Source organism: Streptomyces sp. NPDC030840 (genome assembly GCF_055572015.1).
In genome coordinates, this window is sequence record NZ_JBVIEE010000002.1 from 168,830 (window position 1) to 192,116 (window position 23,287).

Annotated in this window: 19 protein-coding genes and 1 riboswitch; of the genes, 4 read left to right on the forward strand and 15 right to left on the reverse strand. The window is 70.3% G+C overall.

Annotated elements, in window-relative coordinates; translation table 11 throughout:
- Nucleotides 1-19 precede the first annotated feature (19 nt).
- The 7 genes from ACZ49J_RS04750 to ACZ49J_RS04780 all read right to left on the reverse strand — a co-directional run bounded on the left by ACZ49J_RS04750 (nucleotide 20) and on the right by ACZ49J_RS04780 (nucleotide 10,641).
- Nucleotides 20-1,252 (reverse strand): sarcosine oxidase subunit beta family protein, encoded by a 1,233-nt coding sequence (locus ACZ49J_RS04750; RefSeq protein ID WP_467448702.1) that lies wholly within the window; start codon nucleotides 1,250-1,252, stop codon nucleotides 20-22.
- Nucleotides 1,253-1,274: 22 nt separating this feature from the next.
- Nucleotides 1,275-2,135: a bifunctional methylenetetrahydrofolate dehydrogenase/methenyltetrahydrofolate cyclohydrolase gene (locus tag ACZ49J_RS04755; RefSeq protein WP_467448700.1), complete on the reverse strand. Its 861-nt coding sequence runs from the start codon at nucleotides 2,133-2,135 to the stop codon at nucleotides 1,275-1,277.
- 13 nt (nucleotides 2,136-2,148) lie between these two features.
- Entirely contained in the window at nucleotides 2,149-4,587 is a 2,439-nt protein-coding gene (locus tag ACZ49J_RS04760) for a GcvT family protein (RefSeq protein WP_467448699.1), read from the reverse strand.
- Nucleotides 4,588-5,052: 465 nt separating this feature from the next.
- Nucleotides 5,053-6,030, reverse strand: coding sequence for an ABC transporter substrate-binding protein (locus ACZ49J_RS04765; RefSeq protein ID WP_467448698.1), 978 nt, complete (start codon nucleotides 6,028-6,030; stop codon nucleotides 5,053-5,055).
- Nucleotides 6,031-6,044: 14 nt separating this feature from the next.
- Nucleotides 6,045-7,601: an ABC transporter permease gene (locus tag ACZ49J_RS04770; protein WP_468348241.1), complete on the reverse strand. Its 1,557-nt coding sequence runs from the start codon at nucleotides 7,599-7,601 to the stop codon at nucleotides 6,045-6,047.
- 461 nt (nucleotides 7,602-8,062) lie between these two features.
- The gene (locus ACZ49J_RS04775; RefSeq protein ID WP_467448696.1) at nucleotides 8,063-9,151 is read right to left on the reverse strand and encodes a quaternary amine ABC transporter ATP-binding protein; all 1,089 of its coding nucleotides are present in this window, start codon (nucleotides 9,149-9,151) and stop codon (nucleotides 8,063-8,065) included.
- 20 nt (nucleotides 9,152-9,171) lie between these two features.
- Nucleotides 9,172-10,641 (reverse strand): aldehyde dehydrogenase family protein, encoded by a 1,470-nt coding sequence (locus ACZ49J_RS04780; protein WP_467448695.1) that lies wholly within the window; start codon nucleotides 10,639-10,641, stop codon nucleotides 9,172-9,174.
- Between the two features lie 217 nt (nucleotides 10,642-10,858).
- Between ACZ49J_RS04780 and purU the strand changes: the two genes are divergently transcribed.
- A complete protein-coding gene (gene purU, locus ACZ49J_RS04785; RefSeq protein ID WP_467448693.1) occupies nucleotides 10,859-11,740 on the forward strand; it encodes a formyltetrahydrofolate deformylase in 882 nt (293 codons plus the stop codon).
- A 110-nt stretch (nucleotides 11,741-11,850) separates the two neighbouring features.
- Here purU and ACZ49J_RS04790 read toward each other — a convergent pair whose 3' ends face one another.
- Together ACZ49J_RS04790 and betA are read right to left on the reverse strand one after the other, a co-directional pair.
- Entirely contained in the window at nucleotides 11,851-12,687 is an 837-nt protein-coding gene (locus ACZ49J_RS04790) for a methylenetetrahydrofolate reductase (protein ID WP_467448692.1), read from the reverse strand.
- A gap of 3 nt (nucleotides 12,688-12,690) precedes the next feature.
- Nucleotides 12,691-14,361, reverse strand: a complete 1,671-nt coding sequence (betA, locus tag ACZ49J_RS04795) for a choline dehydrogenase (RefSeq protein WP_467448691.1) — start codon at nucleotides 14,359-14,361, stop codon at nucleotides 12,691-12,693.
- A gap of 201 nt (nucleotides 14,362-14,562) precedes the next feature.
- Here betA and ACZ49J_RS04800 point away from each other — a divergent pair, with 201 nt between their 5' ends.
- The gene (locus tag ACZ49J_RS04800) at nucleotides 14,563-15,309 is read left to right on the forward strand and encodes an IclR family transcriptional regulator (protein ID WP_467448859.1); all 747 of its coding nucleotides are present in this window, start codon (nucleotides 14,563-14,565) and stop codon (nucleotides 15,307-15,309) included.
- A gap of 45 nt (nucleotides 15,310-15,354) precedes the next feature.
- Here ACZ49J_RS04800 and ACZ49J_RS04805 read toward each other — a convergent pair whose 3' ends face one another.
- The 5 genes from ACZ49J_RS04805 to ACZ49J_RS04825 all read right to left on the reverse strand — a co-directional run bounded on the left by ACZ49J_RS04805 (nucleotide 15,355) and on the right by ACZ49J_RS04825 (nucleotide 20,261).
- Nucleotides 15,355-16,488: an aromatic ring-hydroxylating oxygenase subunit alpha gene (locus ACZ49J_RS04805; protein WP_467448689.1), complete on the reverse strand. Its 1,134-nt coding sequence runs from the start codon at nucleotides 16,486-16,488 to the stop codon at nucleotides 15,355-15,357.
- Nucleotides 16,489-16,628: 140 nt separating this feature from the next.
- Nucleotides 16,629-17,831, reverse strand: coding sequence for an NAD(P)/FAD-dependent oxidoreductase (locus tag ACZ49J_RS04810; RefSeq protein WP_467448688.1), 1,203 nt, complete (start codon nucleotides 17,829-17,831; stop codon nucleotides 16,629-16,631).
- Entirely contained in the window at nucleotides 17,828-18,190 is a 363-nt protein-coding gene (locus ACZ49J_RS04815; RefSeq protein ID WP_467448687.1) for a bifunctional 3-phenylpropionate/cinnamic acid dioxygenase ferredoxin subunit, read from the reverse strand. Before ACZ49J_RS04815 ends, ACZ49J_RS04810 begins: the two co-directional genes overlap by 4 nt.
- 353 nt (nucleotides 18,191-18,543) lie before the next feature.
- Nucleotides 18,544-19,176: an MBL fold metallo-hydrolase gene (locus ACZ49J_RS04820; protein WP_467448686.1), complete on the reverse strand. Its 633-nt coding sequence runs from the start codon at nucleotides 19,174-19,176 to the stop codon at nucleotides 18,544-18,546.
- Nucleotides 19,176-20,261, reverse strand: a complete 1,086-nt coding sequence (locus ACZ49J_RS04825; protein WP_467448685.1) for an S-(hydroxymethyl)mycothiol dehydrogenase — start codon at nucleotides 20,259-20,261, stop codon at nucleotides 19,176-19,178. The genes ACZ49J_RS04820 and ACZ49J_RS04825 overlap by 1 nt, the downstream gene beginning before the upstream one ends.
- Before the next feature lie 253 nt (nucleotides 20,262-20,514).
- On the opposite strand from ACZ49J_RS04825, the gene ACZ49J_RS04830 reads away from it, so the two are divergent.
- Complete coding sequence (locus ACZ49J_RS04830) at nucleotides 20,515-20,811, forward strand: hypothetical protein (protein ID WP_467448684.1); 297 nt, start codon at nucleotides 20,515-20,517, stop codon at nucleotides 20,809-20,811.
- Between the two features lie 95 nt (nucleotides 20,812-20,906).
- Nucleotides 20,907-21,494, forward strand: coding sequence for a YceI family protein (locus ACZ49J_RS04835; protein ID WP_467448858.1), 588 nt, complete (start codon nucleotides 20,907-20,909; stop codon nucleotides 21,492-21,494).
- Between the two features lie 4 nt (nucleotides 21,495-21,498).
- Here ACZ49J_RS04835 and ACZ49J_RS04840 read toward each other — a convergent pair whose 3' ends face one another.
- Nucleotides 21,499-23,088, reverse strand: coding sequence for a C40 family peptidase (locus ACZ49J_RS04840; RefSeq protein WP_467448683.1), 1,590 nt, complete (start codon nucleotides 23,086-23,088; stop codon nucleotides 21,499-21,501).
- Between the two features lie 12 nt (nucleotides 23,089-23,100).
- A riboswitch (cyclic di-AMP (ydaO/yuaA leader) is annotated at nucleotides 23,101-23,270 on the reverse strand.
- Between the last annotated feature and the right edge of the window lie 17 nt (nucleotides 23,271-23,287).

Consider the following 23,287-nt stretch of genomic DNA (forward strand, 5'->3'; position numbering starts at 1 on the left):
CCCAAGTGGTCCAGTGGTCCTAGTGGGCCACCGCGGCCGCGCCGTGCTCGTCGACGAGCGCGCCGGTGGTGAAACGGTCGAGCGAGAAGGGGGCGTTGAGGGGGTGGGGGGTGTCGTGGGCGATGGTGTGGGCGTAGACCCAGCCGACGCCGGGCGTGGCCTTGAAACCGCCCGTTCCCCAGCCGCAGTTGAGGTACAGGCTGTCCACCGGGGTGAGCCCGACGATCGGTGAGGCGTCGGGGCTCACGTCGACGATCCCGCCCCAGGTCCGCAGCACGTGGGCGCGGGCGAACACCGGGAAGAGCTCCAGGGCCGCGGACATCTGCTCCTCGATGATGTGGAAGGCGCCGCGCTGCGTGTAGGAGTTGTACGAGTCGATGCCCGCGCCCATCACCAGCTCGCCCTTGTGCGCCTGGCTGACGTACACGTGGACGGCGTTGGACATCACGACCGTCGGGTGCACCGGCTCGAGCAGCTCCGAGACCAGGGCCTGCAAGGGGTGGCTCTGGAGCGGGAGCCGGATGCCCGCCATGGCGGCGAGGACCGAGGTGTGGCCGGCCGAGCACAGCGCCACCTTGCCCGCCGCGATCGGGCCCAGACTGGTCTGGACGCCCACCACCCGGCCACCGACCACGTCCAGGCCGGTGACCTCGCAGTTCTGGATGATGTCGATTCCGGCGGCGTCCGCCGAACGGGCCAGGCCCCAGGCCACGTGGTCGTGCTTGGCGATGCCGGCGCGCGGTTGGTAGGTCGCGCCGAGGACCGGATAGCGCACGTCCGGGGAGATGTTGACGATCGGGCAGACCTCTTGGACCGCCCGCGCGTCCAGCCATTCGGCGTCCACGCCGTTGAGACGGTTCGCCTCGACACGGCGCACGCTGTCGCGGACGTCCTGCAGGCTGTGGGCAAGGTTGAGCACGCCGCGCTGGGAGAAGAGGATCGGGTAGTCGAGCTCCTGAGCCAGTCCCTCCCACAGCTTGAGGGCGTGCTCGTAGATGCCCGCGCTCTCGTCCCACAGGTAGTTGGAACGGATGATGGTGGTGTTGCGGGCCATGTTGCCGCCCGCGAGCCAGCCCTTCTCCAGCACGGCCACGTTGGTGATGCCGTGGTTCTTCGCCAGGTAGTGGGCGGTGGCAAGGCCGTGTCCGCCGCCGCCGACGATGACGACGTCGTACGACCGCTTCGGCTCGGGTGTGCGCCACAGCCAGTCGGGGTGCTCGGGGAGTTCGGCGCCGGGGGTACGGGGGCTCATCGGACGTCTCCGTTCAGCGCGTTCATACGGTGTTCGCGTTCCTCTCGGCGGCCTCGACGACGTTGGCCAGCAACATCGCCCGGGTCATGGGGCCCACGCCGCCGGGCATGGGGGCGAGCCTGCCCGCGACCGCCCTGGCCTCCGGGTGCACGTCGCCGGCCAGGCCCTCGTCGGTGCGGGTGATGCCGACGTCCAGGACCGCCGCGCCGGGGCGCAGCATGTCCTTGGTGATCAGCCCGGGCGAGCCCGCGGCGGCGACGACGATGTCCGCCTCGCGCACATGCCAGGCCAGGCCCTTGGTGCCGGTGTGGCAGAGGGTGACGGTCGCGTTCTCGGAGCGGCGGGTGAGGAGGAGGCCGAGGGGGCGTCCTACGGTGATGCCGCGTCCGATGACGCACACGCGCGCGCCCGCGAGGGGCACCTCGTACCGGCGGAGCAGTTCGACGATGCCGCGCGGGGTGCACGGCAGCGGGGCCTCCTCGCCGAGGACGAGCCGGCCGAGGTTGACGGGGTGCAGACCGTCGGCGTCCTTGACCGGGTCCACGCGTTCCAGTACGGCGCCCGCGTCCAGGTGGCGCGGGAGCGGGAGCTGGACGATGTAACCGGTGCACGCCGGATCGGCGTTGAGTTCGTCGATGACGTCCTCGACCTGCTGCCGCGAGGCGTCGGCGGGCAGGTCCCGGCGGATGGAGGCGATGCCCACCTGTGCGCAGTCGCGGTGCTTGCCGGCGACGTAGGCGTGACTGCCGGGGTCGTCGCCGACGAGGACCGTGCCGAGTCCCGGAGGGCGGCCGTTGGCGGCGGTCAACTTGGCGACGCGCTCGGTGAGTTCACGGCGGATGTCGGCGGCGGTCGCCCTGCCGTCCAGTGTCTGCGCGGTCATCGTCCGCTCCCGGTCAGCCACGGAGACGGGACATCGTCGGGTCGAACAGGGGCTCCTCGGTGACGACCGCTTCGACGCGCTGGTCGAAGTAACCGATGTGGACGGTGGTGCCGGGGGTGGTGAGTTCCGCCGGGAGCCAGGCGTAGGCGATGCCCCTGCCGATGGTGTAGCCGTGGGCGGCGCTGGTGACGTAGCCGACCGCGCGGTCGCCGTCGTACACCGGTTCCTTGCCCATGACGACCGACTGGGGTTCGTCGATGGTGAGGCAGGTCAGCTTGCGCCGTACGTCGTCCTTGCGGCGCTCCAGCGCCGCCTTGCCGACGAAGTCCTCCTTGTCGAGCTTGACGGCGAAGCCGACTCCGGCCTCGTAGGGGTCGTGCTCGTAGGTCATGTCGGTGCCGAAGGAGCGGTAGCCCTTCTCCAGGCGGAGGCTGTTGAAGGCGCCGCGGCCAGCGATGATCCCGCCGAGGGGCCTGGCCGCCTGCCACAGGGTGTCCCAGAGCTTCAGGCCCTGGTCGGCGGTGGTGTAGAGCTCCCAGCCGAGCTCGCCGACGTACGACAGGCGCATGGCCGTGACGGGGACGGAGCCGATGTAGGCGCGCTTGGCTCGGAAATACTTCAGGCCGTCGTTCGAGAAGTCCTCGTCGGTGAGGGGCTGGAGGACCTTGCGGGCGAGCGGGCCCCACAGGCCGACGCAGCACGTGCCGGGGGTGATGTCGCGCACCTGGACCGTACCGTCGGCGGGGAGGTGGCGGGTGAACCAGTCGAGGTCGAGGTTGCCGTTGGCGCCGACCTGGAACTGGTCGCGGGCCAGGCGGGCGACGGTGATGTCGCTGCGGATGCCGCCGTCGTGGTCCAGCAGGAGGGTGTACGTCACGGAGCCGACGGACTTGGCGACCTTGCCGGTGCACAGGCGCTCCAGGAAGGCCGCCGCGCCGGGGCCGGTCACCTCCAGGCGCTTGAGGGCCGTCATGTCGTACATCGCGACGGTCTCGCGGGTGACCTGGGCCTCGGCGCCGACGATGGGCGACCAGTACCGCGCGGCCCAGTCGTTCGGGGTGGGGATGGAGCGGCCGTCGACCAGGCCCGCGTTGGCCTCGTACCACTGCGGGCGCTCCCAGCCGTTCGCCTCCAGGAAGAAGGCGCCCTGCTCCTGCTGGCGGACGTGGAAGGGGCTCGTGCGGATCGGGCGCGGCTTCCCGGACGGCTGGAGGGGGTGGAGGATGTCGTAGACCTCGACGAAGTTCTGGCAGTCGCGGGCCAGGACGTACTCCGGGGACAGCTGGTGCGTCTCGAAGCGGTTGACGTCGCACTCGTGCAGGTCGAAGGACGAGCAGTGGCCGTCGACCAGCCATTCGGCCATGGCCCGGCCGACGCCGGCGGAGTGGGTGACCCAGACGGCCTCGGCGACCCAGAAGCCCTTGACGTCCGGGGACTCGCCGAGGAGCGGGAAGTTGTCGGTGGTGAAGGAGAACAGGCCGTTGATGCCCTCCTCGACCTTCGCCTCCTTGGTCGCGGGGAGCAGGGACTGGGTCTCGGTCCAGGCGTCCGCGAAGTCGTCCTCGGTGAACTGCAGGACCGACGGCATCGTCTCGGCCTCGTCGACGGAGAGGATGTCGTCGGCCGTGATGGGCATCGGGCGGTGGCCGTAGTAGCCGATGCCGATGCCGTCGAAGCGGTCACGGTAGTAGAGGTCGGCGTCCTGGTGGCGCAGGATCGGGCGGACCGCCTCACGCGTCTGGCCGGCCAGGGCCGGGACGGGGCCGGTCCAGGCGAGCTGGTGGGCGAGCGGGGTGAGCGGGAGGTTCATCCCCACCATGCGGGCGATCTTCGGGCCCCAGATGCCGGCGCAGCACACGACGATGTCGGCGGGGATCTCGCCCTGGTCGGTGAGGACGCCGGTGACCTCGCCCTCGCTCTGGAGCACGTCGAGGACTTCGTGGCGGGCGAGGAAGCGGACGCCGCGCTCGGTGGCCCGGCGGATCTGTGCCTCGACGGCGAGGACTGCCTTGGCGAGCCCGTCCGTCGGTACGAGGAGGCCGCCGAGGACTCTGTCGCGGTTCACCAGCGGGTGCTGCTCGACGCATTCGTCGGCGCTGAGCAGGCGGGCCTCGATGCCCCAGGCGGTGATCCAGCCGTGGCGGCGGTGCAGCTCCGCGAGGCGCTCGGGGGTGGTCGCCACTTCGAGGCCGCCGACCTGCAGGAAGCAGGGCTTGCCGTCGACGTCCAGGGAGCAGAACTTCTCGACGGTGTAGCGGGCCAGCTCGGTCATGGTCTTGGAGGAGTTCGTCTGGAAGACCAGGCCCGGGGCGTGCGAGCTGGAACCCCCGGTGGCGGGCAGCGGGCCCTGGTCGACCACGGTCACCTCGGTCCAGCCTCGCGCGGAGATCTCGTCCGCGAGTGCCGCGCCAACGACGCCCGCTCCGATGATGACCACTCGGGGTCCCGCCATCGCCGCACCTCCGGTTTGAAAAACCAGCCCCGCCGGTTCAGTTGCTGTCTACGCAACATGATTCAGGTTGCGCAACTCAATGTGCCTGGCGCGCAGGTGGGTGTCAAGGGGTCCGTGACACCGGGGAACAGGCCGGAGGACAAGCTCGAACGCGGGTCGGAAAACCGGCCGAGGCGGGCCGGAAGGCGGGCCCGGACACGCGCGCAGAACAGGCCCGAACACGGCGAAGCCCGGTGGGCGGTGCGCATGTGTGCGCACCGCCCACCGGGCACGTTCCGACTGGCCACGGCCCCCCGGCTACGGGAGGCGGGGCCTCCAGCCCCTGCCTCCGGTACCGGTCCCGGGCTTGCCGCTCCGGCTCCGGCTCCGGCTCCGGCTCCGGCTCCGGCTCCGGTTGGCAGCTACCCGCTCACGGTGGCCGACTGCCGGCCACCGCATCCGGCTCGCGGAGCGCGGCCCGCCGGGTTACTTGATCCAGGCGTCCACCTTGGCGCGGTTGGCCTCGACCCACTTCTTCGCCGCCGCCTCGGGGGTCATCTTGTCCACCGCGATGTACTTCGCCACGACGTTCTGGTCGTCGTTGGTCCAGGTGAAGTTCTTCACCAGGTCATAGGCCGGGCTGCCCGACTTGGCGAACTTCGCGCTGACGATCTTGTCCAGCTTGTACACCGGGTAGTCGCAGTTGACCTTCTCCGCGTCGGCGTCGCAGCCCTCCTTGTACTCGGGCAGCTTGACCTTCTTCAGCGGTACCTCGGACATGAACCACTGCGGCTCGTAGAAGTAGCCGATCACCCATTCCTTGTCCTTCTCCGCCTTGCGGAAGGCCTGGATGAGGGCGGTCTCGCTGCCCGCGTACACCACCTTGTAGTCCAGCTTCAGGTTCTTCACCAGAGCCTCGTCGTTGGTGACGAACGACGGGTCGCCGTCGAGGAGCTGGCCCTTGCCGCCGGACTCGGAGGTCTTGAACTCGGCCGCGTACTTGTTGAGGTTCTTCCAGTCGAGGATGTCCGGGTGTTCCTTGGCCAGCCACGGCGGCACGTACCAGCCGATGAGTCCTTCGTTGCCGGTCGGCCCGGCGTCGACGGCGGTCTTCTGGTCGGTGATGTACTTCTTCTTCAGGTCGTCGTGACCCCAGTTCTCGACGACGGCGTCGACCTCGCCCGTCCCGAAGCCCTGCCAGGCGATCTCCTCTTTCAGGTCTTTCTTGGTGACCTTGCAGCCGAGGTCGTTCTCCGCGACGTAGGCGATGACGGCCGCGTTCGCCTCGTAGCCCACCCACGGGTTGACCGCGAGGTTGAAGGTGCCGCACTTGGCGGAGCCGCCGGAACTGCCGGAGTCCGAGGAACTGTCACCGACCTTCGCGCCGCTGCAGCCGGTGAGGGTGAGGCCGAGGACCGCTACGCCGGCCGCGCCGACTCTCCAGTGTCTTGCTTGCCTTGCCATGGTCAGTTAGCTCCTTACGCGCTGGTACGCCGCGCCGCTGCCTGAGTGATCCTGTCGAACATGACTCCGAGAAGGACGATAGCGAGCCCGGCGGCAAGCCCCTTCCCGAACAGCTGTCCCTGCGAGAAACCGGCCACGACGTCGTAGCCGAGGGCGCCCGCGCCTACCAGGCCGCCCACCACAACCATCGACAGCACGTAGATCAGGCCCTGATTGGTCGCGAGAGTCAGGGCGCCGCGTGCCATCGGCAGCTGGACCTTGGTGATGATCTGCCAGGTGTTGCACCCGGCGGAGGTCGCCGCCTCCACGGTCGCCGCGGGCACGTTCCGCACCCCGTCCGCGATGATCTTCATGGCGACGGGAGCCGCGTAGACGATGGCGGCGACGATCGCCGTGAAGCGGGTCGCGCCGAACAGCGCGAGGAACGGCACCAGGTAGACGAACGGCGGCATGACCTGCGCCGCGTCCAGGGTGGGCCGCACCACCCGGTCCACGAGCGCGCTGCGCCCCATCCACACGCCGAAGACGACGCCGAGCAGCATCACGAGCACCGTGGCGACGACGGTCGACGCCAGCGTCGTCATGCTGTCCGACCACACTCCGGTGCCGACCAGCAGGCCCACGCACACGGCGGCGGTGACCCCGGCGCGCCAGCCTCCGAGCACCGCGCCGAGCGTGACCAGCACCGCGCCGACGAGCCACCACGGGGAGTCGGTGAGCAGCGACTGGAAGGGGTTGAGCAGGCCGTTGGTGAGGGTGTCGCGGACGGCGTTGGTGAGGCCGGAGAGGTTGTCCTGCACCCAGGTCGTCGCGGTGTCGGCCGCGCTCGCGATGGAGCTTCCCATGCCGCCCTCGCCGGGGAACTCCGCCGCCCACACGTAGGTGTGCGACATGTAGACCAGGACCGCCGTGACCACCGCGCCCGCGCCCAGCAGCGGCTTCCGCCAGGCGAGGAAGCGGTTCTTCGAACGCCGCGCCTCCTCCTCGCGTGCGCTGGCCGCGGTCGTGACCCGGTCGAGGACGATCGCCATGACGACGATGGACAGGCCCGCGTTGAAGGCCGTGCCGACGTCGAGCGACTGCAGCGCCTGCACGACGGTCTTGCCGAGTCCGGGTGCGTCGATCAGGGCCGCGATGGTCACCATGGCGAGGGCGGCCATGATCGTCTGGTTGACGCCCATCACCACGGTCCGCTTGGACATCGGCAGCAGGACCTTCAGCAGGGCCTGCCGCCGGGTCGCACCCAGCGAGTCGGCCGCCTCGACCGTGGTCGCGGGCACCGTACGGATGGCGTGCGCGGTGATGCGGATCGCCGGCGGGGCCGCGTAGATCACGGTGGCGATCGTGGCGGAGGCTCCGCCGATGAGGAAGAACAGCGTGAGCGGGGCCAGATAGACGAAGGTCGGCATCGTCTGCATGAAGTCCAGGAAGGGCGTCACGACACGGTTGAACCGGTCGGACAGGCCCGCCCAGACGCCCAGCGGAATGGCGAACAGCAGCGCCACGAACACGGCGCACACGATGAGGGCCAGGGTGTCCATGCTCTCCTGCCACAGGCCCTGCAGCCCCATGAAGGTGAAGCCGGCGACCGCGAGCAGCGCGACCCTCCAATTGCCCACGGCCCAGGAGACATAGCCGGCGATACCGACGACACCGAGCCAGCCGATCTGCGGGACGGGGCGGTCGGCGGACGGCTGGGAGATCAGCTCCTGGACGAAGGTCACCAGGTTGTCGATGACCAGGCGGATCTCGTTGAAGAAGTAGAGGAAGAGCGGGTTGGAGTTGCGGTTGGCGCCGATCGAGTCGTTGAGGTCGTTGAACCACCGGTGCAGATCGGTCAGGTCGGCCGCCGCCAGGGCCAGGGTCTGCTTTCCGCGCAGCAGGGCGAACAGCACCAGCCAGGCGAGAAGGACCGCTGCGACCACCATGCGGCGGCCGAATCTGCGCTCCGGGGCGGGGGGCGGGGCCTGGGGCGCCTTGTCCGCCTGCTGTGGTTGCTGTGGCTGCTCCGGCTTCTCCACGGCGACGGTCATCACAGGTCGCCTTCCTGCCCGGCTACCACCGCGAGGATCTCCTCGTCGCCGACGATGCCGAGCAGCTTGCCGTTCTCGACGACCTTGACCGGCTTGTCGGCCGCCAGTACCGCCCTGGTCGCCTCCTTGACCACGACGTCCGGGCCGAGCTCGGGACCGTCCAGGGCGTCGTCGGGCTCGGCGGGGCGCATGATCCACCGCAGGGTCAGCACGTCACCGCGCGGCACGTCCTTGACGAACTCGCGCACGTAGTCGTCCGCCGGGGCGCCCACGAGTTCGTCGCCGGTGCCGCACTGGACCATCTTGCCGTCGCGCATGATGAGGATGCGGTCGCCCAGCTTGAGCGCCTCGGAGAGGTCGTGGGTGATGAACACCATGGTCTTGCCGACCTCGCGGTGCAGCCGGATGACCTCGTTCTGCATGTCACGGCGGATGAGCGGGTCGAGCGCCGAGAACGGCTCGTCGAAGAACAGCACGTCCGGATCGCCGGCCAGCGCCCGGGCAAGGCCGACGCGCTGCTGCATTCCGCCGGAGAGCTGGTCGGGGTAGGAGTTCTCGTAGCCCGCGAGGCCGACCAGCTCGACGACCTCCTGGGCCCGTCTGGTGCGCTCCGACCTGCTCATCCCCCGGATCTCCAGACCGAACGCCACGTTGTCCACGACGCGGCGGTGGGGCAGCAGACCGAAGTGCTGGAAGACCATGGAGAACTTGTTGCGCCGCAGTTCACGCAGGCGTCCCGCGTCCGCGTCGCGGATGTCCTCGCCCTCGAAGACGATCTCACCCGCGGTCGGTTCGATCAGCCGGGTCAGACATCGCACCAGCGTGGACTTGCCGGAACCGGACAGGCCCATGACCACGAAGACCTCGCCGGGCGAGACGTCGAAGTGCACGTCGCGCACGGCGGCGGTGCATCCCGTGCGGTCCATCAGCTCACGGCGCGTGAGGGCGCGCAGCTCCTCGGATCCCGGGACTCGCTCGGCCTTCGGCCCGAACACCTTCCACAGCTCGCGCACGGATATGACCGGCGTGCCGTCCGAGTCCTGGGGTGTGCCGCGCCGCTGGGGCACCTCGGTCTGCGTTGGGGTCACGTTCGACCTCTCTTCGGCATTCAGCCGCGGAACCAGTGCTGCGGCCGGGGTTGGATGTTCTGCCAGATGTGCTTGGGCTCTCGGTACTCTGCCAGGCCGGTCGGTCCCAGCTCCCGGCCCACCCCCGAGTGCCCGAAGCCACCCCATTCCGCTTGCGGCACGTAGGGGTGGTAGTCGTTGATCCACACCGTGCCGTGGCGCAGCCGCCGGGCGACCCGCTGGGCCTTGCCGGCGTCCTGCGTCCACACGGCTCCGGCGAGTCCGTACTCGGTGTCGTTGGCGATGCGTACGGCGTCGTCCTCGTCGGTGAAGCGCTCCACGGTGAGCACGGGCCCGAAGGACTCCTCGTGCACCACGCGCATGTCCTGCCGGCACTCGTCGAGCACGGTGGGCGGGTAGTAGTGGCCGTTCGCAAGTGCCGGATCGGAGGGGCGTTCGCCGCCGCAGCGCAGTACGGCGCCTTCGGCGAGGCCGGCCGCGACGTACGCCTCGACCTTGGCCAGGTGAGCGGCGGAGATCAGCGCTCCGGTCTCGGCCTCGGGGTCGAAGGGGCCGCCGAGGCGGATCTGCCGGGCCCGGCGGACGACCTCGTCGACGAAGGCGTCGTGCAGCGAGTCCTCGACGATCAGCCGGGCGCCGGCCGAGCAGACCTGTCCGGAGTGCAGGAAGACGGCCGTGAGGGCGAAGTCCACGGCCGTTTCGAAGTCGGCGTCGGCGAAGACGACGTTGGGGTTCTTGCCGCCGAGCTCCAGCGCGACCTTCTTCACGGTCGCGGCGGCGGTGGCCATGATGCGTCTGCCGGTGTCCAGGCCTCCGGTGAAGGAGACCATGTCGACGGCCGGGTCCTCGGAGAGCGGTGCGCCCACCTCGGGCCCGGTACCCAGGACGAGATTGGCCGCGCCGGCCGGGAGTCCGGCCTCCTGAAGCGCCTTCATCAGCAGGATGGAGGTGGAGGGGGTGAGCTCACTGGGCTTGAGGACGATCGTGTTGCCCGCGAGGAGGGCGGGGGCGACCTTCCAGGACGCCTGGAGCAGCGGATAGTTCCAGGGGGTGATCAGTCCGCACACACCGATCGGTTCGTACTCGACGCGGCTGACGGCGTCGTCGCGTCCGGTGTCGATCACACGGCCGGCGTCGGTGCCGCCGAGTCCGCCGTAGTGGCGGAAGCACGAGACGACGTCGGCGATGTCGTACTCGCTCTCCACCAGCCGCTTGCCGGTGTCCAGCGACTCGGCGCGGGCGAACGCCTTGGCGTCGCGCTCGAGGATGCCGGCGGTGCGCAGCAGCAGCTCGCCACGCTCCCGCTCGGGGGTGCGCGGCCAGGGCCCCTCGTCGAAGGCGCGGCGGGCCGCGGCGATCGCCGCCTCCGCGTCGGGGCGCGTCCCTTCCGATACGGTCGCGGAGAGCGTGCCGTCAGCGGGACAGCGGATCTCCCGGTGTCCACCGGCCACCGGATCGCGCCATGCGCCATCCACATACAGATCTGCCACGCGCCGAGCCCTTCAACCGAAATTCGTTGCGCATCGTGCACCCAATTGCTTGTGGTGGAACACCTTTGCGAATGTCCTGACGGACGTCAAGGGGTTGACCGGTGACGATTTGACTATGCGGACACCTGCCCGGCCACCCTTGACCGCACGCCGCACCCAGTCAACCATGTTGCGTATCGCTCACCATGTTGTGCAATGCGCACCAACGGAGGCAGCCGTGTCCCCTAAGTCCCCTCGCCCGCAACCCGGCCCTGAGTTCGTCCTCACGCTCTCCTGTCCCGACAGCGCCGGACTGGTCCACGCCGTGAGCGGCTTCCTCGTCAGGAACTCCGGCAACATCCTGGAGAGCCAGCAGTTCGACGACCGACTGCAGGGCCGTTTCTTCATGCGGGTCCACTTCGACGTTTCCGACCCGGACGCCGATCTGGAAAATCTGCGTTACCGGTTCGGTCCCGTCGCCCAGGCCTACGGCATCTCCTGGACCCTGAGGGACGCGTCGACCCCGACCCGGACCCTCATCATGGTGTCCCGGTTCGGCCACTGCCTGAACGACCTGCTCTTCCGCCGGCGCACCGGCGCCCTCAACATCGAGATCCCCGCGATCGTCTCCAACCACCGGGACTTCGAGGGGCTGGCCGAGACCTACGGCATCCCCTTCCATCACATCCCCGTGACCAGTCAGACCAAGCCCGAGGCCGAGGCACGGCTGCTGGAGCTCGTGCACGAACTCGACGTCGACCTGGTGGTGCTGGCCCGCTACATGCAGATCCTCTCCGACGACCTGTGCAAGCAGCTGGAGGGCCGCGCCATCAACATCCACCACTCCTTCCTTCCCAGCTTCAAGGGCGCACGTCCCTACGAGCAGGCCTACGACCGCGGAGTGAAGCTCGTCGGCGCGACGGCGCACTACGTCACCCCGGACCTGGACGAGGGACAGATCATCGAGCAGGACGTGGTCCGGGTGGACCACTCCCTCGGCCCCGGCGAGCTGGTCACCGTCGGCCGGGACGTGGAGGCCCAGGTACTCGCGCACGCGGTGAAGTGGCACAGCGAGAGCCGCGTGATGGTGGACGGCAACCGGACGGTGGTCTTCCGCTGAGGAGTGCATGTCTGTATACGAACGCCGGACGGGCTTTCAGCCGGTCCGGCGCTTCATTTTCAGCCCGTCCGCCGTTTGAGGACCGAGTCCTTCAGACGCGCACCCGAGACTCAGCCCCCCAACCGCTCCAGCACAGCGCGGCGCCACCGCTCCGTCTCGGCGATCTGGTTGAACGTGAACAGGTGCAGACCCGCCACCTTCGCCGACGGCGCGCTGAGCGCCCCCGCGCCGCGCGCCAGCAGCCTCTCGGGCGAGTAGCCGCCGGGCGCCGCGAACCGCAGGAACCACGACGCGTGCCTCGTCAGGAAACGCGTCGACTCCCCCACGCCGATCTTCGCCGCCATGGACAGCAGCTTCGCCCGCTGGACAGGCCCCGCCACGCCCACGTGAACAGGCAGGACGACGTCCCGGCTCCGTATCCGGGCGATCCACTCCCCCAGCACGCGCGGGTCGAAGCAGAGGTTGCTCACGATGTACGTGGCGTGCTCGCGCTTGTCCCACATCGCCTGGATGGTGACGTCGTCGTGGATGAGCGGATGGCTCTCGGGATAGCCGGTGACGCCGACGTGGGCGAAGGGCCTGCCCAGCTCACTCAGCCCGCGCAGCACCGGGAGCGCCCCGCCGAAGGCCCCGGCCGGCGGGTCCGCGTCGCCCGCCGGCACGAAGACGTCGTCCACGCCCGCCTCGCGCAGCCGGACCGCGACCTCCTTCAGGTGCGCGTCGTCCCGCAGCAGCCGTGCGGGCACGTGCGGGACGACGCGGTAGCCGTGGGCGGAGAGCCTGGCGGTGAGGTCGAGGGTCGGCTCCAGACCCTTGACCGGTGACGCCGTCACAGTGACGACGACGTCGCGCGGGACATGGGCGAGAACCTTGTCCTCGGTGGCCTTCGCGGGCAGCACCTCGTAACGGACACTGTCCAGCAGCGCCCGGAGCCCTGCCGTGCCCAACGCCTAGTCCGCCTGCTTCTGGGCGTCACGGTGGCGGTAGTACGCGGCCTTCGACGGCGCCAGGGGTTCCTTGCCGAGGATCAGGTCGGCGGCCTTCTCGGCGATCATCATCACCGGTGCGTAGATGTTGCCGTTGGTGACGTACGGCATCACCGAGGCGTCCACGACGCGCAGGCCCTCCAGCCCGTGGACGCGCATGCTGGCCGGGTCGACCACGGCCATGTCGTCGGTGCCCATCTTGCAGGTGCAGGACGGGTGCAGGGCGGTCTCACCCTCCTTCGCGACCCAGGCGAGGATCTCCTCGTCCGTCTCCACGGACGGCCCGGGCGAGATCTCGCCGTCGTTGTAGGGGGCGAGCGCGGGCTGGTTGAGCAGCTTGCGGGCGACGCGGATCGCCTCGACCCACTCACGGCGGTCCTGTTCGGTGGAGAGGTAGTTGAAGCGCAGGGCCGGGTGTTCGCGCGGGTCCTTGCTCTTGATCTTCACGGAGCCGACGGCGTCGGAGTACATGGGGCCCACGTGGACCTGGTAGCCGTGGCCGCCGGAGGGCGAGGAGCCGTCGTAGCGGACCGCGATCGGCAGGAAGTGGAACATCAGGTTGGGGTAGTCCACGTCCTCGTTGCTGCGGGCGAAGCCGCCCGCCTCGAAGTGGTTGGTGGCGGCCGGTCCCTTGCGGAAGAGCCACTGCAGTCCGATGAAGGGGGCGCGCCACTTCGCCATGTACGGCTGCATGGAGACCGGCTGCTTGCAGCCGTACTGGACGTAGACCTCCAGGTGGTCCTGCATGTTCTCGCCGACGCCCGGGAGGTCGTGGACCACGTCGATGCCGAGGGCGCTCAGTTCCCCGGCGTTGCCGACGCCGGAGAGCTGCAGCAGCTGCGGGGAGTTGATGGCGCCGCCGCACAGGATGACTTCCCCGGCACGGACCTGCTGGAGTGCGCCGCGGCCGCGCCGGTACTCGACGCCCACGGCCCGCTTGCCCTCGAAGAGCACGCGGGTGACGAGGGCGCGGGTGGTGACCGTGAGGTTGGGCCGCTTCCGCACGGGCTTGAGGTACGCCTTCGAGGCCGACAGGCGGCGCCCGCGGTGGACGTTTCGGTCGAACTTGGCGAAACCTTCCTGGCGGTAGCCGTTGACGTCGCCCGTGGGCGCGTAGCCCGCTTCCTCGGTGGCCTTGAGGAAGGCGCCGAACAACGGGTTGGTGGCGGGGCCGCGTTCGAGGACGAGGGGGCCGTCATGACCGCGGAACTCGTCGTCCGGGTCGGCCGCGAGGCAGTTCTCCATGCGCCGGAAGTACGGCAGACAGTGCGCGTAGTCCCAGCTCTCCATGCCGGGGTCGGCGGCCCAGCGCTCGTAGTCCAGGGGGTTGCCGCGCTGGAAGATCATGCCGTTGATGCTGCTGGAGCCGCCCAGCACCTTGCCTCGCGCGTGGTAGACACGCCTGCCGCCCATGTGGGGTTCGGGCTCGGACTCGTACTTCCAGTCGTAGAACCGGCTGCCGATCGGGTAGGTCAGCGCCGCGGGCATGTGGATGAAGACGTCCCACGGGTAGTCGGGCCGGCCGGCCTCCAGTACCAGCACCCGGTTCGCCGGGTCGGCGGAGAGTCTGTTCGCCAGTGCACAGCCGGCTGATCCGCCGCCGACGATGACGAAGTCGTATTGCAGGGGAGCCATGGTGCCTCGTCTCGCTCGCGCCAGAGATACGCGAGGCATGCTAGTCCAGTAGCGCTATACGCACCAGGTTGCGGCAAGCGCAACTTGCGAGGCCCTGGTTTCCTCGCTGTTACTTGCACTCGCGTTGTTTACTGCGCGTATAGTTTCGCTGTGAGCAACTACAGCCCTGAAACCGAAACGTCCAACTCCCAGACCGGCGGAGTGCAGTCGGTCGACCGCGCCATCAGCGTTCTGGAGATCCTGGCCCACCGCGGCGAGGCGGGTGTCAGCGAGGTCGCGGCCGAGATCGATGTTCACAAGTCCACCGCGTTCCGCCTGCTCGGCGCCCTGGAGGCGCGCGGCCTGGTGGAGCAGGCGGGCGAGCGCGGCAAGTACCGCCTCGGCTTCGGCATCGTACGCCTGGCCGGCGCGGTGACGGGACGCATCGACATCACCCAGCAGGGACGCCCGGTCTGCGAGAGCCTGGCCGAGGAGCTCGGCGAGACCGTCAACATCGCCGTGCTGCAGGAGCACTACGCGGTCAACCTCTACCAGGTGCGCGGCCCGGGAGCCGTCACCGCGCAGAACTGGGTGGGCCAGCTGACCCCGCTGCACGCCACCTCCAGCGGCAAGATCCTGCTGGCCCATCTGCCCGCGAAGGAACGCGCCGCGCTGATCGCCGAGGCCGGCCTGAAGAAGGTCACCCCGCACACCATCACCGCGAAGACGAAGCTCGAGAAGAACCTCGCGGAGGTCCGGGAGGCGGGCTACGCCTGGGCCCGGGAGGAGCTGGAGATCGGTCTCCACGCCATGGCCGCTCCCATCCGCAACCGGGAGGGGAAGGTCGTCGCGGCGCTGAGCGCCTCCGGGCCCTCGTACCGGCTCACCGAGGAGCGTCTGCACGAGCTCGCTCCGGTGCTGCTCAAGGGCGCGGAGGAGATCAGTCACCGGATGGGCTACCTGGGCTGACCGGCCGCCGGGCGCTCCGTGGCCGGTGAGTCCCGCCGGGGCCGCTCAGCGCGGCTGCCGTGTGCCCAGGCGCTCGTGCACCCAGTCGTGGAAGGCACCGATGTGGTGCTCGCTGGGTACCAGCACGCCCCCCTTGCTGTACATCCGGGAGCTCATGCCGGGCTGCGTGCGCTCGCACGCCTCGAAGTCCTGCCGGTTGACCCGGTCGAAGAGTTCCACGGACCGGCTGACGTCCTTGCCGTTGTCGACGACGTGCGGAAGGTACAGCCAGTCGCACTCGACGATCGTGCGGTCGACGGCCATCGGGTACATGCGGTGGAAGATCACGTGGTCGGGGACGAGATTGATGAAGACCTGCGGCCTGACGGTGATCGCGTAGTAGCGGCGGTCCTGGCTCTCGGCGACGCCGGGAATGCGGTCCAGGCCCTCGGAGCCGTCGACGGTGAACCCCTGGACCTCCGCACCGAACTCGGCGCCGTGGCCGACGTAGTACTGGGCCGCGTAGCCGTCGGCGAACTCGGGGAGCACCTCGGTGAGTTCCGGATGGATCGTGGCGCAGTGGTAGCACTCCATGAAGTTCTCGATGATGAGCTTCCAGTTCGCCTTGACGTCGTAGACGATCCGCCGGCCGACCGAGAGGTTCTCGATGTCGTAGTGCTCGATCGACTCGACGTCTCCGAGGCGGCCGACGACGTCCCCGATGACGTCCTCCTCGAAGGAGGGCGGGCTCTCCGCCAGGCAGACCCAGACGTAGCCGAGCCATTCGCGGGTGGCCACGTTCACCAGGCCGTACTCGGTACGGCCCACGTCCGGCATCTTGGTGAGGTTGGGCGCCGCGACGAGCTTGCCCGTCAGGTCGTACGTCCAGGCGTGGTACGGGCATTGGAAGGCCCGCCTGACCTCGCCGCTCTCCTCCGTGCAGATCCTCGCTCCGCGATGCCGGCAGACGTTGAAGTAGGCGCGGATCGAGTGGTCCCGGGCGCGGGTGATCAGGATGCTCTCGCGGCCCACGTCCACGGTCCTGAAGGCACCGGGCTTCGCCAGGTCGGACGAGCGCGCGGCGCAGAACCACATGGTCTCGAATATGCGCTCCTGCTCCTGGGCGAAGATCCCGGGATCGGTGTAGGAGGTGCCGGGGAGGGTGGCGATCAGGCTGTCCGGCAGGCTGGTCGAGGTCACGGTGCACTCCTCGGGAAACGTCGTGGAGGGGTCATTCACGCGCCGGGAAGAGCGACTCCGGACGGGTGTGGTGTCGAGCAACGCCGCGCGCACGAGGCGACCGCGGCGTGGGACGCCTCGGCGGTGGCGGCAGGGTGGCGTCAGGAGGTCGCGGCGGCGAGCTGCTTGCGCCAGCGGGTGAACAGCCGCGGCTGGTTCATCCCGAGCACGGCGACCGGATGACCGGCGCGCCGGTAGACGGCCAGGACATCGCGGTCGTCCGGGGTGCCTGCCTCGACCGTCACGCTGTCGGCGCCGGCCGCGTGCCCCGCGAACTGGATCTTCACTCCGTACTGGTCCGACCAGAAATACGGCGGCCGGGGCACACCCGGTTCCGCCGCGCCCCAGGACAGCAGCGCCGCGACGGCCGCGTCGGGACGCTCGCGCGCACCGGTCCAGTGCTCGACGCGGCGGTGGCTGCCCGCGCGGGGGTCGTACCAGTTGGCGCAGTCGCCGACCGCGACCACGCCGGCCAGGCTGGTGCGGCCGTCCGCACCGCACGTGACGCCGTTGTCGAGTGCGACGCCGGATCCTTCCAGCCACTCGACGCACGGCCGCGCGCCCACCCCGACCACGACGACGTCGGCGGGGATGGTGCTGCCGTCCTCGAGCAGGACGGCGTCCACCCTCCCCCAGACTCCGTCCGGGGGGACCCCCATCTCGCTTCGCTCGTCCCCACTCAGCCCCTTGACGCCCACACCGCACCTCAGCCGTACGCCGTGGTCGGCGTGGAGAGCGGAGACGACGGCACCCATGGTCTCGCCGAGGGGGCCTGCGAGTGGCGTCGGGGCCGCTTCGACCACGGTCACGTCGAGCCCGAGGGTGTACGCGGTGGAGGCGACCTCGGCGCCGACGAATCCACCGCCGATCACCACCAGCCGCCCGCCGCGGGCCAGTTCGTCCCGCAGGGCGCGTGCGTCGTCCAGGGTGCGCAGGACGTGCACTCCCGCCAGGCCTTCGGAGCCCGGCAGGGTGCGCGCGGCGGCGCCGGTCGCGATGACGAAGCCGTCGGCGCGGACCACCCGGCCGTCGGCGAGCCGGACCGCGCGGTCCGAGTGGTCGAGTCCGGTGGCGCGGACGCCGAGCATCCACTCCGCGCCCAGGTCCTCGTCGTCCGCCTCCAGCGCGAGCTCCGCTTCGCCGATGGTGCCGGCCAGGAACTCCTTGGACAGCGGGGGCCTGTCGTACGGGCGGTGGAGTTCGTCCCCTATGACGACCAGCCGCCCGTCGAAGCCCTGCTTCCGCAGTGAGCGCGCCGCCGACAGCCCGGCCAGCGAGGCGCCCACCACGGCCACCGTCCTCACGCGGGGGTCCCGGCGAGCCGTGCCGCGACGCACGGCGGCAGGTTCGGGGCCGCCGTGGACAGCCGGACATGGATCATGCCGTCCTCGACGACGACCTGATGGGTCCGCACGGGGAGCTTGGCCGGCGGTGCGTCGACCGCACCGGTCCTCAGGTCGAACTTGGAGGCGTGCAGGGGGCATTCCACCTCGCAGCCCTCCAGCCAGCCGTCGGCGAGCGAGGCGTCCTGGTGGGTGCAGGTGTCGTCAATGGCGAAGAGCTCGCCGTCGTCGGTGTGGAACACCGAGACCGGCGGGTCGATGTCGAGCCGGAAGGCCTCTCCTCGCGGGAGGTCCGCGAGACGGCACGCGGGAATCATCATGACACCTCGGTGCGTATAGCGAAACGGATTGCGGTAAGCGCAACATCAGTCTGAGGTCGGCCCGAACCCTTGTCAAGGCATCCAGGAGACGGGGAAAGTCACGCCTGCTTGTTGCTCATTATGAAACTGTCAGCGCAGCGCGCAACGACCGGCAGAGGTGACCAAACGCCGAGCTCCGCGCCTTCGGCCAGGTCAAAGGGGGAACCGGGCCGGTGAGCCCTCCTCGCCGCCGGGCAATGTGAACGCCCACCCGCCGCTCCGGCCCGCCGGTCAGGAGAAAACGGGCGAACGGTGCCGCGCGGGCGGCGGCCCCACCCCAGCGCGCGCCGGCGGCGGCCCAGGGCCGCCGCCGGTCAGAACGCTCGGTCGATCCACTCCTGAAGGTGCGGCGCCTCGGCGGCGATGGTGGTCGTCTCCCCGTGCCCGGTGTGCACGACGGTCTCGCCCGGCAGGGTCAGCAGCCGGTCCCGGATGGAATCGACGATGGTCGGGAAGTCGCTGTACGACCTTCCCGTCGCCCCCGGGCCGCCCGCGAAGAGCGTGTCCCCACTGAAGAGGGCCGCCAGTTCCGGCGCGTACAGGCAGACCGCGCCGGGGGCATGGCCGGGGGTGTGGAGGACGGTCAGCTCGATACCGGCCACCGTCAGGACCAGACCGTCGGCCAGGTCGCCGTCGGGCATCCGGTCGGGGTGGGTGTGCTTCCACAGCGGCAGGTCGTCGCCGTGGAGCAGGATCGGGGCACCGGTACGCGACGCGAGTTCGGGTGCGGCGCCGATGTGGTCGTTGTGGGCGTGGGTGCACACGACGGCCCGCAGGGTGCGCGAGCCGAGAGCGTCGGTGATCGCCCCGGCGTCGTGTGCGGCGTCGATGACGACCGCCTCGGTGTCGTCGCCGACGATCCACACGTTGTTGTCCACGTCCCAGGTGCCGCCGTCCAGTGAGAACGTCCCCGAGGTGACGAGACGCTCGATGCGGGCGCCGCTCATCAGAGGACCACCACCGAGCGCAGCACGTCGCCGTGGTGCATCCGTTCGAAGGCCTTCTCCACCTCGTCCAGCGCGATGGTCTCGGTGACGAAGGCGTCCAGGTCGAGACGGCCCTGCAGATAGAGGTCGATGAGCATCGGGAAGTCCCGGCTCGGCAGGCAGTCGCCGTACCAGGAGGACTTCAGCGCGCCGCCCCGGCCGAAGACGTCCAGCAGCGGCAGCTCCAGCTTCATCTCCGGTGTCGGCACGCCGACGAGCACCACTGTGCCCGCCAGGTCGCGGGCGTAGAACGCCTGCTGGTACGTCTCCGGGCGGCCCACCGCCTCGACGACCACGTCGGCGCCGAAGCCGCCGGTCAGTTCGCGGATCGCCTCGACCGGGTCGGTGTGCCGGGAGTTGATGGTGTGCGTCGCCCCCAGTTTCCGGGCGGTGTCCAGTTTGAGGTCGTCGATGTCGACCGCGATGATCTTCGCCGCGCCCGCCAGGTGGGACCCGACGACCGCCGCGGCCCCGACGCCGCCGCAGCCGATGACCGCGACGCTGTCACCGCGTCCGACGTTGCCGGTGTTGATGGCCGCGCCGATACCGGCCATCACGCCGCAGCCCAGCAGACCGGCGGCGGCCGCGGAGGCGGCCCGGTCGACCTTGGTGCACTGGCCCGCCGCCACCAGCGTCTTCTCCGCGAACGCGCCGATGCCCAGGGCCGGCGACAACTCGGTGCCATCGGCCAGGGTCATCTTCTGCCTGGCGTTGTGGGTGTTGAAGCAGTACCAGGGCCGTCCCCGCGTACATGCCCGGCACTGGCCGCACACGGCACGCCAGTTCAGGATGACGAAGTCTCCGGGGGCCACGTCGGTGACCCCTTCCCCCACCGCCTCCACGACCCCCGCGGCCTCGTGGCCCAGCAGGAAGGGGAAGTCGTCGTTGATGCCCCCCTCGCGATAATGCAGATCGGTGTGACAGACCCCGCAGGCCTCGACCTTCACCAGCGCCTCTCCCGGTCCCGGGTCGGGCACGTGGATCGTTTCCAGGCTGACGGGGGCGCCCTTCCCGCGCGCGACGACAGCACGGACCTGGTGCGTCATGGCCACTCCTCGGCTGGTGCGAGACCTGAGACTGATGTTGCTCATTACGGCACACATTCCATGAACCGCAACGAGCAGCATCGGGGAGGTACCGACCCGGGGTCAAGGTTCTGACACCCACCACGCTGCGTGAGGCACGCGTCCGGGCAGTCGGCGCTCCGCTCGATCGCCGCGCAGGCGAAAGCGGTGCTTTGGACCTACGGTGGTCTGAGACGTACCGACAAGCCGAACCGACGTCGCGGAGGAGGCTGCGGTGGAGGAGCACTTCGTCTGGGTCACGACCCGCCGCCTGCAACCGGGCGCACTGGAGGAGTTCGGTCAGGCATGGCGCCCGGACCCCTATCCGCAGGGCCTGCTCCGCGCCTACGCGTACTGGTCGGAGGACGGCCAGGAGATCACCGGCGTGTCGTTCTGGGAGTCGAAGGAGGCCTGCGACTCCTGGCGGACCTCCGAACCGGAGACGCGGCGGCGTGCGGCGATGGCCCCGTACGTCGTCGAGGAACGGGAAGCCTTCTACCGCGGGCGCGAACTCGGCGTCCCCCAGCGGTAGCCGGAGGCGGGCGCCCCCCTCCAGGAGCCCCGTCAGGAACTCCGTCAGGAGCCCCTTCAAGAGCCTTTCCCCGTCCCCTACCCTCTGGCGCTGTGATGCTGATCGACGGAACGTACCGCCTCGGACCACCGGCCGGCCGCCTCCTGATCAGGACCGGACGCGCCGGGCTGGGCCGCCGGGCAGGACACGACCTCACCATCGAGGCCACCCGGTGGTCCGGGGAAGCGGTGGTGAGTGCCGCGGAGCCGGGCAGGTCGTCGGTGACGGTGACGGTCGAGACGGGGTCGCTGGAGGTCCTGGAGGGCACGGGCGGTCTCAAGGCGCTCACCGACGCCGACCGGGCCGAGATCAAACGGACGCTGGCGGGCGCCGCCCTGCTGGACACCGCGGAACACCCCACCATCACCTTCCGCTCCACCCGCGTCACCGGAACACCGCAGTCCTTCGAGGTCACCGGGGACCTCACCGTCAAAGGGCGGACCCGCCCCGTGACGGTGCACGGGACGGCTGACGCAGACGGGCTCTTGCGCTGCGCGGCGACCGTCACGCAGTCGGCCTGGGGCATCAAGCCCTACACCGCGTTCCTCGGCGCGTTGCGGCTGGCCGACGACGTCCGGGTGGAGTTCGAGGGGACCGGACTCCACCCGGCGGACGGGCCGGACGCGGCAAACGGGCCCGGGTAGGCCGTCACACGGGTCGCACCACGCTGTGGATCGCCGACTCCCCCGCGTACAGGATCGAATCCTCGCGTACGAGGGGGCCCTGACTCGGCGCGTGGACCATCATGCCGTTGCCGACGCAGATGCCGACGTGCCCGGCGTTGTCGGTGAAGAACACCAGGTCCCCGGGCTGAACGTCGGGCAGGGCGATCACCGTGCCGGCGTACGCCTGATCCCGCGCGGTACGCGGGAGGCGCACCCCGGCGGTCTTCCAGGCGGCCTGGGTGAGGCCGGAGCAGTCGTACGACTCCGGTCCGGTCGCGCCCCACACACAGGGCTTGCCGATCTGGGCGCGGGCGAACTCGACTGCCTTGGCGGCCTTCCCGCCGTTGTCCGTGACCGGTGCGCCTCCTGCGCCGAAGGCCGGGGTGGCGCCGAGGGCGGGGGCGGCGGCAACGGCGGGGACGGTGCCGGCGACAGGGACGGTGCCAGCGACGGGCGCGGCACCGACGGCGCGCGCGGCACCGACCTCGCCCGGTGGGCCGACGGCCAGGCCTGCGCCGAGGGACGAGTCCGCACCCGCGGACCAGGCCGTTCCAGGTGCCGTGTCCGCACCTGCGGACCAGGCCGCCCCAGACGACTTGTCCGCACCCGCAGACCAGGCCGCCCCAGGCGACGCACCCACCCCCGGCGACATGACCGCCCCAGACGACTTGTCCGCACCCGCAGACCAGGCCGCCCCCGGCGACGCACCCACCCCCGGCGACATGACCGCCCCAGAGGACATGGCCGCCCCGGAGGACATGAGCGTGCCGAGGCCTGCCGGTTCCTGTCGCTGCCAGTCGGCTTCGAGTTCGGCCGCCTGGCGAGCCTGCTGTGCCGTCGCGCGCCAGGCGTCATCGGCCGGCGGCAACTCGATCGCCGCCAGCGGCGTGCTCCACTGGGCGACGTGTCTGGAGAGCAGTTCCCGGGCGGCGGTGAGCTTGCGCTGGTTCTCGCTCTTGGCCGCCTTCAGGGAGGACTGCCGCGCCGTGCCGGCCGGCGCCGGCAGAGCGGCGGGGGCCTTGTCGCCGGTCTCCGGCGCGGCCGGCAGCGCGGCCACGGGTCCTGCGGTCAGTCCCGCCGCGGGCACGGCGGTCAGCTCGGACACCGGTCCGGCCGGCAACGCCGCCACAGGTCCGGTGGCCGGCTCCGCCGCCGCACCGGCCGTCAGCTCCGCCACGGGTGCCGGGGCCGCCTCGGGGGCGCGGCCCGCCGTCAGCTCCGGAAGGTCCCGGCCCACGGGCTCCCGCCCACGGTCGGTGCGCGTGGCGTCGGGACGGCTCGTGGGGCGCGTGGGCCGGGTCTCGGGGAGGCGGTCCGGCCTGAGGTCGGGCGGAAGCACCGCCGGGACGGTCGGGCCCAGCTTCGCGCGGGCTACGTCGAACCATGTCTTGACGACGTTGTCGAGGGCGGGATCCATGCGCTCGCGACCGCCGCCGGGAGCCGGCCTGACACGCGGACGCCGCCCCGACGCCATCGCACGGGTCGCGTTGAAGTTCCCGGTGTCGGACTCGGCCCGGTCGTAGAGGCTGTTGATCCTCCGCTGGACTTCCGCGCGGCTCGGCTCTTGCGCCATGGGGACGTACTGGCTCCTTCCGTGTACCGCCTACCGAGTCAGCTGTCGGGTTCGGGCGGTGACTGAGGAAGGTGTGCCCTACGGTCGCTGCCCGGCCGGCAGTCGGACCGATTCGCCCCACTGTCGGTTGGGTCCCCGGCTCCGGCTTCGCGACGGTGCACCGGATTCGGCGGAGGCCACGCGACCCGACGAGGTTCGC